The following is a 15,183-nucleotide window of genomic DNA, read 5'->3' as shown; positions in this document are numbered from 1 at the left end:
AAAGCCGCCGTCCCCTGATACCGCGCGGCATCATCCGCTACGAAGGTCATCCATGCCCCACAGCCAAACCTCTGCACCACGCGACAGCCGGGCCGGCGTACGCCTCGCGCGCGGAGCATCGCCGTGGCTTCTCCCGACCGTCGCCACCGCAGCCGTCAGCCTGCTGCGCGCACGCCGCTCCGGCGTCGCCAAGGCCGTTGCCGTGCCCGCCACCGCTCTCGCGGCGGGCATGCTGTGGTTCTTCCGCGACCCCGAGCGCGAGATCGCCCAGGGCCGGGTCATCTCGCCCGCCGACGGTGTGGTGCAGAGCATCATGCCGTGGAAGGACGGCCGCACCCGCGTCGCGATCTTCATGAGCCCGCTCAACGTCCACGTGAACCGCGCGCCGCTCTCCGGCACGGTCACGTCCGTGGAGCACATCCCCGGCGGGTTCGTTCCGGCGTTCAACAAGGAGAGCGAGAACAACGAGCGCGTAGTCTGGCATTTCGACACCGAACTCGGCGACATCGAGATGATCCAGATCGCCGGCGCGGTGGCCCGCCGCATCGTGCCGTACATCCCGCAGGGCACGAAGGTCGAGCAGGGTGACCGCATCGGTCTGATCCGCTTCGGCTCGCGCGTCGACATCTACCTGCCCGAGGGCGTGGAGGTCGCGGTCGAGGTCGGCCAGAAGACCGTGGCTGGGGTGACTCGCATTGACCGTGATTGATCCTGAGACCCAGCCGGGCTGGGTGCCCGAGGCCGACGAGGTCGACGAAGAGGAGGAGATGCCTCTTTCTCTTCGCTTGTCGATAGCGGACACCCTCACCCTCGGCAACGCCACGTGCGGCTTCATGGCGGTGTACTTCACCACCACCGGCATCCTGATCCCGGCCCTCACCGGAAGCCAGGAGTCCGGCATGGCCCGCCACAGCGCGGCCACTGCGGTCATCCTGATGCTGTGCGCGGCGGTCTTCGACCTCTTCGACGGCCTGGTGGCGCGCAAGCTGCGCTCCTCCCCCATGGGCGCGGAGCTGGACAACCTCTCGGACCTGATCAGCTTCGGCCTGGCTCCGGCGTACTTCGTCCTGGTCTACGGCATGGTCGCCGACGACGCGCACCAGAGGGTGGCGGCGGTCGGCGCGATCGTCGTGCTGCTCGCGGTGGTGCTGCGGCTCGCGAGATTCTCCTGTGTGACGCCTCCGAACGGCATGTTCCAGGGGATGCCGTCGCCGTTCGGCGCGCTGACGGTGGTCGCGATCGTGCTGCTGGAGCTGCCCTTCGTGGCGACACTGCTGGCGATCCTGGGTACGGCGTGGCTCATGGTGAGCCGGGTCGAGTACCCGAAGCCGCGGGGCCGTCTCGCGGTGGCGATGCTCTCCTGGATCGTCCTGGCGATGGGCCTCCTGGCCGCCTGGGCCTTCGGTGCCCCCAGCGGCCAGCTGCTGCTCCAGACGGGCTGTGCGCTGCAGCTGGTCATGGGCGCGGTCATCCCGCTGTTCGCCACGGCCCGCCGGGTGAACAACTTCCGCGACAACCGTCGTGAGGCGCGGGCGGCACAGCTGCCGTAAGCGGCCGTACGCGGCTGTAAGCGGTCGTACGACAACACGAAGGGCCCCGAACCGACTGGTTCGGGGCCCTTCGATGTTCGATGTTCGATGGACGTACCGTGGTCGGCTCAGCTCAGGAAATCGCGCGCGATCCGCTCCGCCGACCGCTCCAGGATCGGGCCCGCGTCCGCGATGCACTTGGCCACGTCCGGCTCGATCTCCGTCAGCGGGTACGCCCGCCGGATCCCGGCCCGGCCGAGGGCCTCCGGCGCCAGCGCGAGGCGGCCGCACACCGCGACGACCTCCTTGCCGGCCGCGCGGGCGGCGGCCGCGACGCCTGCCGGGGCCTTGCCGTGCAGCGTCTGCTCGTCCAGGGAGCCCTCGCCGGTGATGACGAGGTCAGCCCGGTCGAGCGCGGGCGCGAAGCCCAGGACGTCGAGCATGACCTCGATGCCGGGGCGGAAACGGGCGCCGAGGAGGAGGGCGCCGTAGCCGATGCCGCCGGCGGCGCCCGCGCCCGGTGCGGCGGCGTGCTCCGCCGCCTTGGGGCCGGCCGACTCCTCCAGGATCTTCGCGAAGTGCGCGAGCGCCGCGTCCAGCGTCTCCACGTCGTCCGGCGAGGCGCCCTTCTGCGGGCCGTACACCGCCGGCGCGCCCTTCGGGCCGGTCAGCGGGTTGTCGACGTCGCTGGCGAGCACCAGGTCGATGGCGGACAGCCTCGGGTCCAGGCCGGAAAGATCTGCGGTGGCCAGGTCACCCAGGCCCCCGCCGCCCGGCCCCACCGGCTCCCCGTCGGCGTCCAGGAAGCGCGCGCCGAGCGCGGTCAGCATGCCGGCGCCACCGTCCGTGGTGGCGCTGCCACCCACGCCGAACACGATGGTGCGGGCGCCCGCGTCCAGCGCGGCCCGCAGGAGTTCGCCGGAGCCGTACGTGGATGCCGTGAGCGGCGCGAAGACGCCCGCGGGCAGCCGTTGCAGGCCGCTCGCCTCCGCCATCTCCACGACCGCCGTGTCGCCGCGCAGCGCGAAGGCCGCCGTCACCTCGTGCCCGAGGGGCCCGGCGACCCGTACCTCCCGCCGCTCGAAGCCGGCCGCGACCGCCGCGTCCACGGTCCCGTCGCCGCCGTCGGCCACAGGCATGGCCTCGACCTCGATGCCCGGCGCGACCCGGCGCAGACCGGCCGTCACCCGCTCGGCGACCTGCACGGCCGTGAGCGAGCCCTTGAACTTGTCCGCGGCGATGAGCACGCGCTGTGTCACCTGATTTTCCCCTTGCTCTCCGGGCCTCGCGCACGCCAAGGCCAGTCGCGCCGCTGCGACCTTAACCGGAGGACGCCCCCGCCGTCATGCGCTGCCCGGACCCTGAGAAGGAGGTGGGAACAACGTACGAGCGCCCTGGGAAACCCCTGTGCGAGCCGCCGAACCGCGAGCGACCACGGCCGGAATTGGGTAAACCGGTCCTATGACCCCTGTGGGCACTGAGTCAGAGCTCGCCGACCGCGTCCTCGGAGGCTGGCTGGGCCGGATCGCGGGCAACATGCTCGGCAAGCCGGTCGAGCAGGGCGACCTGTGGACGCGGGACCGTATCGACCGCTATCTGCGGCAGGCCGCAGCCCTGCCCCTCACCGACTATCTGCCCGAGCCGATCAGCGAGAGCGACGGCTTCGAGCTGCGCCCCGAGTGGCGCCAGTGCGTGCGCGGCCGGATCCACGGCAGCTGCCGCGACGACGACGTCGACTACGCCATCCTCGGCCTCGACCTGCTGGAGACCCACGGCTTCGGCTTCAGCACCGAGCAGGTCGGCGACCTGTGGCTGCTGCGGCTGCCGTACCTGCAGACCTTCACGGCGGAGCGGGCCGCGTACCGCAATCTCGCCAACGGTCTGAAACCGCCGCTGACGGCCACGTACGACAACCCGTACCAGGAGTGGATCGGCGCCCTCATCCGCGCCGACATCTACGGCTGGACCTGCCCGGGCGCCCCGCGCCGCGCCGCCTCCCTCGCCCGCCGGGACGCGGTGCTGTCACACACCGGCAACGGGGTGTACGGCGCGATGTGGGCGGCGGCGCTGATCGCGGCGGCGTTCACGGCGTCCACGGTCCGGCAGGCCGTCGACCAGGCGCTCGCCGTCATCCCGGCGAGCAGCCGCCTCGCCCGCACCGTACGCCGGGTCGTCTCGCTCCATGACACCCGGATGACCTGGGAGGACACTCTGACCACGGTCGCCGAGGAGACCGCCGGGCTCGGCTGGATCCACACCATCCCGAACGCCGCCGTGCTCACCGCCGGGCTCCTGTACGGCGACGGCGACTTCACCCGCACCATCACGCTCACCGTGCGCGGCGGCCTGGACACCGACTCCAACGGGGCGACGGCCGGTTCGGTGGCGGGTGTGCTGACCGGGGCGCAGGCGATTCCGGGCCAGTGGACCGAGCCGCTGGAGGACACGGTGCGCAGTGCGGTGTTCGGGTTCGACGGGGTGCGGATCAGCGAGCTGGCGGAGCGGACGGTGCGGCTGGCGGAGGTGGAGGCGGCGGAGGCCCAGGCGACGGTGCGCCGGGGGGACGCTTCCCTGCGCGGGGCGTGAGGCCGAGGCGCGGTTCGGGCAGGCTGGTTACCCTTCCTCGATGACCACCACGCCAGATTTCGCCACGTACATCGCGGGTCTCCCCCGCGTCCTCGCCGGGGCCGCTGCCCTCTTCCGTGACGAGGAAGGCCGCGTGCTGCTCGTGGAGCCCAACTACCGTGAGGGCTGGGCGCTTCCGGGCGGCACGATCGAGTCCGACGACGGTGAGACCCCACGGCAGGGCGCGCGCCGTGAGACGGCCGAGGAGATCGGCCTCGACCGCGAGCTGGGCCCGCTGCTCGCGGTGGACTGGGTGCACGGGACGGGGCGGCCGCCGCTGGTGGCGTACCTGTACGACGGCGGGGTCCTCGGCGAGGACGACTTCAAGGCGATCCGGTTGCAGGAGGAGGAGCTGCTGTCCTGGCGGCTGGTCCCGCGCGAGGAGATCACCGGTCATCTGCCCGGCGCCCTGGGCCGCCGTGTCCTGGCCGCCCTGGACGTCCTCTCGGGCGGCGGGGGGACTGCGGAACTGGAGAACGGTCACCGGGTGGGGTGACCGGCGGCGGGGCGGGATCAGCCCTCGACGTCCCGGGGCTTCGCATCCGGTGCGGGGCGTCGCCGGTCGATCGTCGCGTCGGTCGCCGCGCTCACCCTGCGCACCGGCTCGTCCCGCGCCGTGTCGATCAGCGGCGGATCAGGCCCAACTCCCCCGCACGTACACCGGCTTGGAAACGTGAGGCCGCGTCGAGGCCGACGAGCAGCTCCGCGACCCGGCGACGGTAGGTGCGCAGGGACATGCCCAGTTCCCGTGCGGCTGTCTCGTCCGTGGCGCCGGAGCACAGGGCGTGCAGCACCTTGGAGGTCTGGTCATCCATGCGGGGCCGTCTTGAATCGAGGAACGTGGCCAGGTCGGCCGCACTTTCCCAAGCGGCTTCGAACAGCGCATAGGCCCCGCCGATCAAGGCAGGCGAGGCACTCATGGTGTAGGTGCGCGGGCCCTGAGCGGCCGGGGCGGAGGGCACCGGCCCGGTGAGGATCATGGTCCGCCGGTCGATGATGACGGTTCCTTGCGGGAGCGGAGCGGTGGCGATCCGCACCTGGAAGCCATGGGCAGCCATCTCCCGCAGAGCGTCCCGGTCGCGCTCGTCGGCGAGAACCGCGGGGCTGTACAGCTTGCGTGCCCGGGGTGCCCTGCCGCGGCGGGCCTGGCGGCGGGCGGCCTCACGGGCTCCGGGCCAGGTGTCGAGATCGCGGGCGATATGGACCCATTCCACGTCGTCCGACTCCGCCAAGGGCTTGATCCGAGCCCAGAACTCGACATCACCGCGGAGCTCCATGACCTGTGGCATACGTCCATTGTGCCGTTGGCAGCAAGGTGCCACGAGCTCGCCCCAAGGGCACGCGCGCCGCAGGCTCACATCCATGAGCAACAGATTCCGCCTCGGTGGCGACCTGGATCGGAACCGGGCCGACCTTGCCTGAGTACCGGCTCATCCCACTTTCCTGACGAAGGATGCACATTCCATGAAGCTCTTGATCCTCGGTGCGACCGGCCCCACCGGTCGCCACGTCGTCGACCTGGCCATCGAGGCCGGCGACACGGTCACAGTCCTGGCCCGCAGGCCGGAGGCGCTGGACGATCTGGCAGACCAGGTCACCGTCGTCGCCGGAGACGCCACCTCGCACAACGATGTCGCGAAGGCCATGATCGGGCAGGAGGTCGTCATCTCGGCTCTCGGCAGGAGCACATCCGTGCGCGCCGACGACCTGTTCACCCGCGCCGCAGCGGCCGTGATCGGCGCGGCCAAGGAAAAGGGCGTATCCCGCCTGGTGTGGCTGTCCTCGTTCGGTGTGGGTGACACCTACCGGTCGGCGAGCGCCGTGCAGAAGGTCATATACAGCACGTTTCTCCGTAACATCTACGCGAACAAGGGGATCTCCGAGAAGGCGATCCGCTCCAGCGGCCTGGACTGGACACTGGTCTACCCGACCATGCTCACCAAGGGCCCCGCCAAGGGCAGCTACCTCGTCGGCGAGCGTCTCCCGATGAAGGGCAACCCGACGATCAGCCGCGCGGACGTCGCCGACTTCCTGTACAAGGCGGCCCACAGCCCCGAGTGGATCCACCGCGACGCCGTCGTCACGGACTGACGAGTCCTGATTCCTTCGGAGCCATACGGCTGTCCACCCCGAACCGGGAGTGGAGGGATTACTCGCTCGCCCCAGGGCGGTCGCGCGTCCTACCCTCGGCCCATGAACAGGCCCCTCGTAGCCATCCTCAGTGGCGCAGGCATCTCCACAGATTCCGGGATCCCTGATTATCGCGGGCCGAACGGGCTGTGGCGGCGGGATCCGGAGGCCGAGAAGCTCGTGACGTACGAGTACTACATGGGCGATCCGGAGATCCGGCGGCGCTCGTGGCAGATGCGGCGGAAGAACCGGACGCTCAAGGCCGAGCCCAACGCGGCGCACCGGGCGGTGGCCGAGCTGGAGCGGGCCGGGGTGCCGGTGCGGGTGATCACGCAGAACGTGGACGGGCTGCACCAGCTCGCCGGGATGCCCGCCCGCAAGGTGCTCGAACTGCACGGCAGCGCACGGAGTGTGCTCTGCACGAAGTGCCATGCGCGCGGTCCGATGGAGGACGCCCTCGCGCGCGTCGAGGCCGGCGAGGACGACCCGCCGTGCCTGGAGTGCGGCGGGATCCTCAAGTCGGCGACGGTGATGTTCGGCGAGCGGCTCGATCCCGTGGTCCTCGGCGAGGCGGTCGCGATCACCAAGGCCTGCCAGGTGTTCATCGCCGTCGGCAGCAGCCTCCAGGTCCAGCCCGCCGCCGGCCTCGCGGGCGTCGCCGCCGACCACGGCGCCCGGCTCGTCATCGTCAACGCCGAGCCGACGCCGTACGACGACCGAGCCGACGAGGTCGTAAGGGAACCCATCGGCACGGCGCTGCCCAAGCTGCTGCGCGAACTCGCCTAGGGGAAATGCTGGTGCGGGGGCTCGCTGCACACATCAGAATCCGTGCCATGACTTCTGCGATCCGCCATGTGACGATCGACTCCGCCGACGCCTACGCCCTGGCCGGCTTCTGGTCCCAGGTGCTGGACCTGCCCGTGCACGAGGACGACAAGCCGGGTGACGAGGACGTGCTGATCGAGGGCGCGGGCCTGCTGTTCGTGACTGTCCCGGAGCCCAAGACCGTCAAGAACCGGGTGCACCTGGACCTCCAGCCGCAGGACCGCACCCGGGACGAGGAGGTCGAGCGGCTGCTCGCCCTCGGGGCCACGCTGGTCGACGACCGCCGCAACCCGGACGGCAGGGGCTGGGCGGTCCTCGCCGATCCGGAGGGCAATGAGTTCTGTGTGGAGCGCGGTGCGGTGGAGCGGGCGGCCGGCTGAGCGGGCGCCGGTTCAGAACAACACCGCCGCGCTCTCGAAGTCGAGCAGCCGCTGCTTGCGGTCCAGGCCGCCGCCGTAGCCGGTGAGGCTGCCGTTGGCGCCGACGACGCGGTGGCAGGGGACGATGATGCCGATCGGGTTCTTGCCGTTGGCGAGGCCGACCGCGCGGGAGGCACCGGAGTTGCCGAGGGCGTCGGCGAGTTGGCCGTAGGAGCGGGTCTCGCCGTACGGGATCTCCCGCAGTCGCTCCCAGACGCGGCGCTGGAACGGCGTTCCGCGCAGGCTCAGTTCGAGGGTGAACTCCTTCAACTCGCCCGCGAAATAGGCCGCCAGCTGGTCCTCGGCCTCGGCGAAGGGGGACTCGTCGCGGGCACCGAAGGACTCCTCGGGCGGGCGGTGGCGTTGGTCGGTCATGTAGAGGCCGCACAGGATGCCGTCCTCGGCGACGAGGGTGAGCGGGCCGTACGGGCTGTCGATCACGGTGTGCTGTTTCACTGGCTTTCCTTACACGGGAAGGAAGTTGATCGGGTGGCTGTCCGTCGCCCACAGGTACTGGACGGCGTACGCCCGCCAGGGGCGCCACGCGGCTGCCCGGGCCGTGAGGGCCGCCGGAGTCGACGGGAGGCCCAACTCCTGGGCGGCACGGCGGATTCCGAGGTCGGTCGGGAGGAAGGCGTCGGGGTCGCCGAGGGCGCGCATCGCGATGACGTCGACCGTCCAGGGGCCGAAGCCGGGGAGGGCGAGGAGCCGGGCTCGGGTCTCCGGCCAGTCACTGTCGGGCCCCAAACGCACTTCGCCATCAGCTAGTTGACGCACCAGCGTCGTGAATGTCGTGCGGCGGGTGCGGGGCATCGCCAGCGACTCCGGGGCCACGGAAGCCAGCGCCTCAGGGGCCGGGAAGAGGTGCGTGAGGCCACCCTCCGGGTCGTCGACCCGCTCGCCGTGGGCGGTGACCAGGCGGGCCGCGTGGGTGCGGGCGGCCGCCGTGGAGACCTGCTGGCCGAGCACGGCCCGGACGGCGAACTCCGCCTCGTCGACCGTGCGCGGGACCCGGCGGCCGGGCGCCTTGTCGACCAGGGGGGCGAGCAGCGGATCCGTACGCAACTGGTCGTCGATGGCGACCGGATCGGCGTCCAGGTCGAGCATCCGGCGGCACCGGCTGATCGCGACGGTCAGATCGCGCAGGTCACCGAGGGTGAGGCGGCAGGCGATGTGGTCGGGCTGCGGGGTCAGGGCCACGATGCCGTGGCCGTACGGCAGCCTGAGCGTGCGCCGGTACGCGCCGTCCCGCCATTCCTCGACGCCGGGGACGGCGGTCGCCGCGAGGTGGCCGAAGAGGTTGTCGGGGTTGAGGGGGGCGCGGAACGGCAGGCGCAGGGTCAGGGCGCCCGCCGTGTTCGCCGGGGCCCCCGGTTTGCTGCGGGGGGCGCGGGCGCGCAGGTCGGTCGGGGCGAGGGCGAAGACCTCGCGCACCGTGTCGTTGAAGGTGCGGATGGAGGCGAAGCCGGCCGCGAAGGCGATGTCCGCCATGGGCAGGGGCGTCGTCTCGATGAGGAGGCGGGCCGCCTGGGCGCGCTGGGCCCGGGCCAGGGCGAGGGGGCCCGCGCCCAGTTCGGCGAGGAGCTGGCGTTCGATCTGCCGGGTGCTGTAGCCGAGCCGGTCGGCGAGGCCGGGCACGCCCTCGCGGTCCACGACGCCGTCGGCGATCAGCCGCATCGCGCGGGCCACGAGGTCGGCGCGCTGGTTCCACTCCGGGGAACCGGGGCTGGTGTCCGGGCGGCACCGCTTGCACGCCCGGAACCCCGCCTGCTGACAGGCGGCCGCGCTCGGATAGAACCGCATGTTCTCCGGCTTGGGCGGGACCACCGGGCAGCTGGGCCGGCAGTAGATCCCGGTCGTCACGACCGCCGTGAAGAACCAGCCGTCGAAGCGGGCGTCCTTGGACTGGACGGCGCGCACGCAGCGCTCCGTGTCGATGTGCATCCCCTTCTGCATGCGTCCAGCATCGGCCACGGGGGGCGACCAGGGCTGGCAAGAATCCGACATCGACCTCGGCTGTACTGGGAGCTGCCGGATCGCCCGAGCCCGATCACGCGAGCCGAACCCGGCGACACATGAAGAGGCATTCATGCGTTCATGTACGATGAGTAAGATACCCGGCATGGGTCATGGAGCCGTCACCACCGCGCAGGACGCCACCGAGCGCGTACGCCTGGACGCGGCCAACGTAGCCAAGGTGGCCACCACCCTCCAGGCCCTCTCCACCCCCTCCCGCCTGCTGATCCTGGCGCGGCTGCGCGAAGGTCCGCTGCCCGCCACGGAGTTGGCCGCCGAGGTGGGCATGGAGCAGTCCGCCTGCTCGCACCAGCTGCGACTGCTGCGCAATCTGGGCCTGGTGGTGGGTGAACGGCGCGGCCGGTCGGTCGTGTACGCGCTGCATGACCACCATGTCGCCGAGCTGCTCGACCAGGCCGTGTACCACGTGGAGCATCTGCGGCTGGGCATCAGCGACGCGGCCGAGGCCGAGTGAGTTACTCGGTCGGCGCGGGAGCCGGGCCCACGCCCCGCAACTGCTGGATCTTTCCGCCCAGTTGAGGACGGAGCCGCTCCAACAGCGCCGGTTTCGCGCTGACCACCCAGCGGGGGCCGACGAGGTACTTGCCGCCGTAGACGGCAGCCGCGTCCAGCCAGGTCAGCTTGTACTTCTCCTGGGGGAACGTGGTGATGAGGTAGTCGCCCTTCTTCGTGTGGCAGACACCCTCGCGCAGTTCGTCCGCGTCGGTCCGGATCTTGACCTTGCAGCCCGTCAGGTCGGCGATCACCTCGACCTTCGCCGGCGCCACGACGCCGGCCACGGTGGCGGAGACGTTCGTCGGGCTGCTCTTCGCGGCGGTGCCCGCGTCGTCACTCCCGCTCCCGCCGCACGCGGTTGCCAGGAGGAGAAGACCCAGACTGCCGGCCGCCGTCGCGATACGGCCGATGCTTCCTCGGTCGATTCTTTGGCTGATTCCTCGGTGTGACTGCACGAAAAGTGGTACGGATCAACGCCGGGAGCCGTTCACCTCGTATGTCACGCGGTATCGGTCGGCAGCCAGCGGGCGGCATAGGCCCGCAGCCCCTCCAGGTCGGCACCGCGTGCGACGTAACCGACATGGCCGTCGGGCCGTACGAGGCCCTGGGCGACGTCCGGCCAGGGGCCGCGGTCGTCGAGGCGGTGCACGGTGATCAGGCCGGCCCGGCCGTCCAGGACGGGGGCGAGCCGCTGGTCCGGCCAGAGGTGCGGTGGGCCGGTGAGGAGCAGGTGCCAGCCGGGGGCGGCGGTCCGGGCCTGGAGCCCCTGCGGCAGGTCCGGCAGCCGGTCACCGGCTCGCGGGCCGTGGCGGGGTGGTCGTCCGCCCGTGGTGGAGGCCGGGCTGCGCCGGTAGTGGATGGCGAGTTCGGAGACGGTACGGAAGACCCGCCTGCGGGGCGCCGTCGCACGCACCGCCAACGGGGCGATGCGCGGGACGAGCCGGGCCCGGGCGAAGCGGAGGAGAGGGTGGGGGCCGGCTCCGATGGCGAACGCGCGGTCGGTGAACCGCCGTACCGCGCGGCCGACCGGGGCGCGTTCGATGCCGTACGTCTCCAGCAGTTCCTCCGGTGCGGCGCCCCGGCACACGAGGGCGATCTTCCAGCCCAGGTTGAGGGCGTCCTGGATGCCGGTGTTCATGCCCTGCGCCCCGGCCGGGCTGTGGATGTGGGCCGCGTCGCCGGCCAGGAAGCAGGGCCCGGAGCGGTAGCGGGCGGCACCGCGGTTGTGGAGCCGGAAGTCGGTCATCCAGACCGGATCCCGCAGCACCAGTCCCCGAGCCCCGTACCGGTCGGCGATCTGCTGCAGGAGCGGCAGCGTCACCTCGCCGGCCGGGGCGTCGGACGGCCGGATGGCGAGCATCCGCCAGGGTGCCGGCGAGCCGAGCGGGAAGAAGAACAGCATGCCGGCCCCCGTCATGTACGTGTGCACGGCACCCGGCTCCAGCCCGTCGACGTCCAGGTCGGCGAGCAGGTACGTCTGCGGATAGGCGTAGCCCTCGAAGTCGATGCCTGCCTGGGCTCGCACGGTGCTGTGGGCGCCGTCGCAGCCGACGACGTAGCGCGCCACCACGTCTTCCTCCGTGCCGTCGCGGCCGCGCAGCCGGCAGAGGGCATGTGGACCCTGCTGATCCAGCCGGACCAGCTCCGTGCCGCGTTCGACAGACACGCCCCGCGTGGCCAGGTGCTCTCCGAGGACGCTCTCCGTCTCGGCCTGCGAGAGGAACAGCAGGAAGGGGTACGGAGTGTCCGTGAGCCCGATGTCGAAGAGCGGTACCGACACCGTGCGCCGGGGCAGGTGCAGGCGCACACGCATCGCCGGGTTGCCGCGGGCCACCAGCCGCTCGGTCACGCCGAAGCCCGCCAGTGCCTCCAGGGTGCGGGGCTGGATGCCGAGCGCCCGGGACTCGCGCACCCGGTCGAGGGAGCGGTCGACGAGGCGGAACGTGATGCCGTAGGCGCGCAGTTGCGCGGCGAGCGCGAGCCCTGTGGGCCCCGCGCCCACCAGCAGTACATCCAGCGATACCGGCATGCATCCACGGTAGAAGCCAGGCCGCGAGCACAGCCAACGACCGCGAGACCGTAACCCACCGCATACGAACGGCCGGGGTGGGCCCTCGTTTCTCCCGGCCCCGAGGAGACGGTCTCACCGCGCAGGCGTGAGGAACGGTGGTGTTCCACTGCGGGCGGAGTCTGCAATCCTCGGTAGTGATCCCGGGTGAATGTCCCCCCTGAGCTCCCGAAAACGGTCCTCGGACCGTCGGAGCAATTGTCTGTCCACGGGCCCGCGAGCCCATGAGCAGAGAATGTGGTGACCCCCGTGGATATGCGCTACGAGGCCTACTGCCTCATCGACCCGGACTTCTACGACACGCCTGCTCGTGCGAAGGGTGGCAGTGACGACTTCGAGCTGGCCCGGTGTCCGGCTCCGGACGGGTGGGTGCGGTCGGATCTGGACAGCTGGGTGGTTCTCACTCCCGAGGGTGTGGACCTCCCCCTACAGGGCTGGAAGATCCACGTATCGGCGTGCCTCGACGACGCGCGGAACACCCTCACCGCCGTGTGGGACTACTGCGTCCCCCGCCGGGTCGCCTTCAAGTTTCTTCCCAGCGAGGACAACCTCCTCCTCTCCAACGCGAAGTACGCCCCGCGTGAAGCCAGCGGCAAGTTCGTGACGATCTATCCGGCGGACGAGGCCCAGCTCGAGACGGTCCTCCACGAGCTGGGCTCCGTCCTGGCCGGCCGGCCAGGCCCGTACGTCCTCAGTGATCTGCGCTGGGGATCCGGTCCGCTGTACGTCAGGTACGGCGGGTTCGCCCTCCGGACCTGTGTGTCCCCCGACGGGGAGCTGGTGCCGGCGATCGAGGACGCGTCCGGCCGGCTCGTGCCCGATGTGCGCGGACCCGCGTTCCGGGTGCCGGACTGGGTGACGCTGCCCGCCTTCCTCGAACCCCACCTCACCGCACGCAACAGCACGACCGTCGCCGGCCTGCCCTACCGCATCGAGAGCGCCCTGCATTTCTCCAATGGGGGTGGCCTCTACACCGGTCAGGACATACGAACGGGACAGCGGGTCGTGCTCAAGGAGGCCCGGCCGTACGCGGGGCTGACCCTGGACTGCGCGGACGCGGTCACCAGGCAACGCCGCGAGCGGGAAGCCCTCGAACGACTGCGCGGGCTCGACTGCGTGCCCGCTCTGCTCGACCACTTCGTCCTGGGGGAACATCACTTCCTGGTCGAGGAGTTCGTCGACGGGCCGACGCTCAACAGCCTCTTCGTCGAGCGATGTCCCCTGGTCCTGCCGGAGACCGAGGACATGGACACCGTCGCCTACACCTCGTGGGCCGTCGACATGCTGGACAAGGTCGAGAGCGCCGTCGACGCCGTGCACGGCAGGGGCATGATCGTCGGCGATCTCCATGCCGACAACATGCTGGTCCGCCCCGACGGCCGGGTGGTGCTGATCGACTTCGAGGGCGCGGCTGACGTGACCGACCAGGGGGACCAGCGCCTCGCCGCCCCCGGCTTCGTGGTCCCCAGTGGCCGGACCGGTATCGACATCGACCGCTACGCATTCGCCTGCCTGCGCTTCTTCTTGTTCCTGCCGCTCACCGGCCTGTTCCCGATCGACGCGGGAAAGGCACGGCAGTTCGCCGACGAGATCTCCCGGACCTTCCCGGTTCCCCGTGGATTCTTCGACGACGCGGTGCGAGTGATCGCCGGGGAAGGCGCCGGCACACGGGCAGGCTCCGGCACGCAGGCGTGGCTGGAACCGGACCGCCAGGGCTGGATACGCACACGCGAGTCCATGACCGCGGCCATCCTGGCGTCCGCCACACCGGACCGTGACGACCGGCTCTTCCCGGGTGACGTCGAGCAGTTCGCCACCTCGGGCGGGGGCCTGGGCCTCGCGCACGGCGCGGCGGGCGTGCTGTACGCGCTGGACGCCGTCGGTGCCGGCCGCTACCCGGACCACGAGGAGTGGCTCGTACGGCATGCCCTGCACCCCGAGCCCGGAATGCGCCTCGGCTTCTACGACGGCCTGCACGGCATCGCCTACGTGCTCGACCGCCTCGGCCACCGCGACGTGGCGATGAAGGTCCTCGACATGGCTCTGGGCGAGCAGTGGCAGCAGCTGGGGACCGACCTCTACGGAGGCCTGGCGGGCATCGGCCTGAACCTCCAGCACTTCGCCGCGGCCACCGGTGACCCCGCGCTGCGTGACGCGGCCTTCTCGGTGGCGGGCATCGTCGCCGACCGGCTCGGATCGGCGGGCGCCGACGGCGGGAGCCCGTACGCCGGACTGCTGCGCGGCGCGACCGGGCCCGCCCTGATGTTCCTGCGGCTGCACGAGTACACCGGCGACCCGGAGTTCCTCGACCTGGCCGACCGGGCGCTCCGTCAGGACCTGCGCCACTGCGTGGTCCGTGAGGGCGGGGCCATGGAAGTCGACGAGGGCTGGCGGACCCTGCCGTATCTGGGGGTCGGCAGCGCGGGTATCGGCCTCGTGCTCGACGACTACGTCGCCCATCGCGAGGACGCCCTGTTCCATGAGGCCGCCGCCGACGCGATCCGCCAGGCGACCACAGCCCGGTTCTTCATCCAGTCGGGGCTCTTCCAGGGCATGGCCGGGATGATCCTCTGTCTCAGCCGGCCGTATCCTCCGGGCACGGCCGCACAGCGGGACCCGGTGGTCGCCGAGCGCATACGCCTGCTGTCACGGCACGCGCTCACCTACCAGGGCCACCTGGCGTTCCCCGGCGATCAGCTGATGCGCCTGTCCACCGACCTGGCCACCGGCAGCGCGGGCGTCCTGCTCGCCGTGGGCTCCGCGCTGCACGACAGCCCCGTGCGACTGCCGTTCCTCGCTCCCAGCGAGCGACGCGCCGCGCGGCACGGCCACATACCCCCGTCCCCACGAGGTCAGGGAGGAGGTGAACTTCCATGACACTCCTCGAACTGCAGGCAATCGATCCGACTGTCGCCACTGGCGGCAAGCCGCCGAAGAGGCACAGCAACTTGAGCGTAGTGCTGTGTGACGGAGGAGCGAGCGCCCTCAGCATCGCGCTCTGCAGTGGCAAGTAGTTGTCCGGCGCGGGGGCGCCTCGTGCGTCCCCGCAATAGCC

16 protein-coding genes are annotated in these 15,183 nt (G+C 71.2%); 10 read left to right on the top strand and 6 right to left on the bottom strand.

Annotation, left to right across the window (positions count from 1 at the left end; genetic code table 11):
* The first annotated feature begins 52 nt into the window (after positions 1-52).
* Positions 53-709 (top strand): phosphatidylserine decarboxylase, encoded by a 657-nt coding sequence (locus PBV52_RS40180; protein WP_274249870.1) that lies wholly within the window; start codon positions 53-55, stop codon positions 707-709.
* Positions 696-1,550 (top strand): CDP-diacylglycerol--serine O-phosphatidyltransferase, encoded by an 855-nt coding sequence (gene pssA / locus PBV52_RS40175; protein ID WP_234439685.1) that lies wholly within the window; start codon positions 696-698, stop codon positions 1,548-1,550. Before PBV52_RS40180 ends, pssA begins: the two co-directional genes overlap by 14 nt.
* A 107-nt stretch (positions 1,551-1,657) precedes the next feature.
* On the opposite strand, the gene PBV52_RS40170 is transcribed toward pssA, so the two are convergent.
* A complete protein-coding gene (locus tag PBV52_RS40170; protein WP_274245630.1) occupies positions 1,658-2,788 on the bottom strand; it encodes a glycerate kinase in 1,131 nt (376 codons plus the stop codon).
* Between the two features lie 202 nt (positions 2,789-2,990).
* On the opposite strand from PBV52_RS40170, the gene PBV52_RS40165 reads away from it, so the two are divergent.
* Together PBV52_RS40165 and PBV52_RS40160 are read left to right on the top strand one after the other, a co-directional pair.
* Positions 2,991-4,115 carry an ADP-ribosylglycohydrolase family protein gene (locus PBV52_RS40165; RefSeq protein WP_274245628.1) on the top strand — a complete coding sequence of 375 codons (1,125 nt, stop codon included), beginning with the start codon at positions 2,991-2,993 and terminating at the stop codon, positions 4,113-4,115.
* 40 nt (positions 4,116-4,155) lie between these two features.
* On the top strand, positions 4,156-4,650 hold the full coding sequence (locus PBV52_RS40160; RefSeq protein WP_274245626.1) for an NUDIX hydrolase: 495 nt from the start codon (positions 4,156-4,158) through the stop codon (positions 4,648-4,650).
* A gap of 127 nt (positions 4,651-4,777) precedes the next feature.
* On the opposite strand, the gene PBV52_RS40155 is transcribed toward PBV52_RS40160, so the two are convergent.
* Positions 4,778-5,443: a DNA-binding response regulator gene (locus tag PBV52_RS40155; RefSeq protein ID WP_274245624.1), complete on the bottom strand. Its 666-nt coding sequence runs from the start codon at positions 5,441-5,443 to the stop codon at positions 4,778-4,780.
* Between the two features lie 175 nt (positions 5,444-5,618).
* Here PBV52_RS40155 and PBV52_RS40150 point away from each other — a divergent pair, with 175 nt between their 5' ends.
* The 3 genes from PBV52_RS40150 (at position 5,619) to PBV52_RS40140 (ending at position 7,489) form a co-directional block, all read left to right on the top strand.
* A complete protein-coding gene (locus PBV52_RS40150; protein WP_274245623.1) occupies positions 5,619-6,245 on the top strand; it encodes an NAD(P)-dependent oxidoreductase in 627 nt (208 codons plus the stop codon).
* Positions 6,246-6,347: 102 nt separating this feature from the next.
* Positions 6,348-7,070, top strand: coding sequence for a Sir2 family NAD-dependent protein deacetylase (locus PBV52_RS40145; RefSeq protein ID WP_274245621.1), 723 nt, complete (start codon positions 6,348-6,350; stop codon positions 7,068-7,070).
* 47 nt (positions 7,071-7,117) lie between these two features.
* Positions 7,118-7,489 (top strand): VOC family protein, encoded by a 372-nt coding sequence (locus PBV52_RS40140; RefSeq protein ID WP_274245619.1) that lies wholly within the window; start codon positions 7,118-7,120, stop codon positions 7,487-7,489.
* Positions 7,490-7,501: 12 nt separating this feature from the next.
* On the opposite strand, the gene PBV52_RS40135 is transcribed toward PBV52_RS40140, so the two are convergent.
* The gene (locus PBV52_RS40135; protein ID WP_274245617.1) at positions 7,502-7,984 is read right to left on the bottom strand and encodes a methylated-DNA--[protein]-cysteine S-methyltransferase; all 483 of its coding nucleotides are present in this window, start codon (positions 7,982-7,984) and stop codon (positions 7,502-7,504) included.
* 9 nt (positions 7,985-7,993) lie between these two features.
* Complete coding sequence (locus PBV52_RS40130) at positions 7,994-9,472, bottom strand: AlkA N-terminal domain-containing protein (RefSeq protein WP_274249868.1); 1,479 nt, start codon at positions 9,470-9,472, stop codon at positions 7,994-7,996.
* A gap of 178 nt (positions 9,473-9,650) precedes the next feature.
* Between PBV52_RS40130 and PBV52_RS40125 the strand changes: the two genes are divergently transcribed.
* Positions 9,651-10,019: a metalloregulator ArsR/SmtB family transcription factor gene (locus PBV52_RS40125; RefSeq protein WP_274245616.1), complete on the top strand. Its 369-nt coding sequence runs from the start codon at positions 9,651-9,653 to the stop codon at positions 10,017-10,019.
* 1 nt (position 10,020) lies between these two features.
* Here the strand turns inward: PBV52_RS40125 and PBV52_RS40120 are convergent, their stop codons facing one another.
* Both PBV52_RS40120 and PBV52_RS40115 read right to left on the bottom strand, forming a co-directional pair.
* A complete protein-coding gene (locus tag PBV52_RS40120; protein WP_373921969.1) occupies positions 10,021-10,515 on the bottom strand; it encodes a hypothetical protein in 495 nt (164 codons plus the stop codon).
* Between the two features lie 44 nt (positions 10,516-10,559).
* Complete coding sequence (locus PBV52_RS40115; RefSeq protein WP_274245614.1) at positions 10,560-12,089, bottom strand: FAD-dependent monooxygenase; 1,530 nt, start codon at positions 12,087-12,089, stop codon at positions 10,560-10,562.
* A 288-nt stretch (positions 12,090-12,377) separates the two neighbouring features.
* On the opposite strand from PBV52_RS40115, the gene lanKC reads away from it, so the two are divergent.
* Complete coding sequence (gene lanKC, locus PBV52_RS40110; protein ID WP_274249864.1) at positions 12,378-15,005, top strand: class III lanthionine synthetase LanKC; 2,628 nt, start codon at positions 12,378-12,380, stop codon at positions 15,003-15,005.
* Positions 15,002-15,142, top strand: a complete 141-nt coding sequence (locus tag PBV52_RS51925) for a SapB/AmfS family lanthipeptide (protein ID WP_373921968.1) — start codon at positions 15,002-15,004, stop codon at positions 15,140-15,142. The genes lanKC and PBV52_RS51925 overlap by 4 nt, the downstream gene beginning before the upstream one ends.
* Positions 15,143-15,183 lie beyond the last annotated feature (41 nt).

The sequence above is a fragment of the Streptomyces sp. T12 genome (assembly GCF_028736035.1).
Lineage (GTDB): Bacteria > Actinomycetota > Actinomycetes > Streptomycetales > Streptomycetaceae > Streptomyces.
The sequence above is the reverse complement of the archived record's forward strand: the minus strand, read 5'-3'. Positions and strand labels throughout refer to the sequence as shown.

What these genes read in the sequence shown, in the direction of transcription:
- PBV52_RS40180 (WP_274249870.1), top strand. Translation starts at nt 53, where the DNA reads ATGCCCCACAGCCAAACCTCTGCACCACGCGACAGCCGGGCCGGCGTA.
- PBV52_RS40165 (WP_274245628.1), top strand. Translation starts at nt 2,991, where the DNA reads ATGACCCCTGTGGGCACTGAGTCAGAGCTCGCCGACCGCGTCCTCGGA.
- PBV52_RS40160 (WP_274245626.1), top strand. Translation starts at nt 4,156, where the DNA reads ATGACCACCACGCCAGATTTCGCCACGTACATCGCGGGTCTCCCCCGC.
- PBV52_RS40155 (WP_274245624.1), bottom strand. Translation starts at nt 5,443, where the DNA reads ATGCCACAGGTCATGGAGCTCCGCGGTGATGTCGAGTTCTGGGCTCGG.
- PBV52_RS40150 (WP_274245623.1), top strand. Translation starts at nt 5,619, where the DNA reads ATGAAGCTCTTGATCCTCGGTGCGACCGGCCCCACCGGTCGCCACGTC.
- PBV52_RS40145 (WP_274245621.1), top strand. Translation starts at nt 6,348, where the DNA reads ATGAACAGGCCCCTCGTAGCCATCCTCAGTGGCGCAGGCATCTCCACA.
- PBV52_RS40140 (WP_274245619.1), top strand. Translation starts at nt 7,118, where the DNA reads ATGACTTCTGCGATCCGCCATGTGACGATCGACTCCGCCGACGCCTAC.
- PBV52_RS40130 (WP_274249868.1), bottom strand. Translation starts at nt 9,472, where the DNA reads ATGCACATCGACACGGAGCGCTGCGTGCGCGCCGTCCAGTCCAAGGAC.
- PBV52_RS40125 (WP_274245616.1), top strand. Translation starts at nt 9,651, where the DNA reads ATGGGTCATGGAGCCGTCACCACCGCGCAGGACGCCACCGAGCGCGTA.
- PBV52_RS40115 (WP_274245614.1), bottom strand. Translation starts at nt 12,089, where the DNA reads ATGCCGGTATCGCTGGATGTACTGCTGGTGGGCGCGGGGCCCACAGGG.
- PBV52_RS51925 (WP_373921968.1), top strand. Translation starts at nt 15,002, where the DNA reads ATGACACTCCTCGAACTGCAGGCAATCGATCCGACTGTCGCCACTGGC.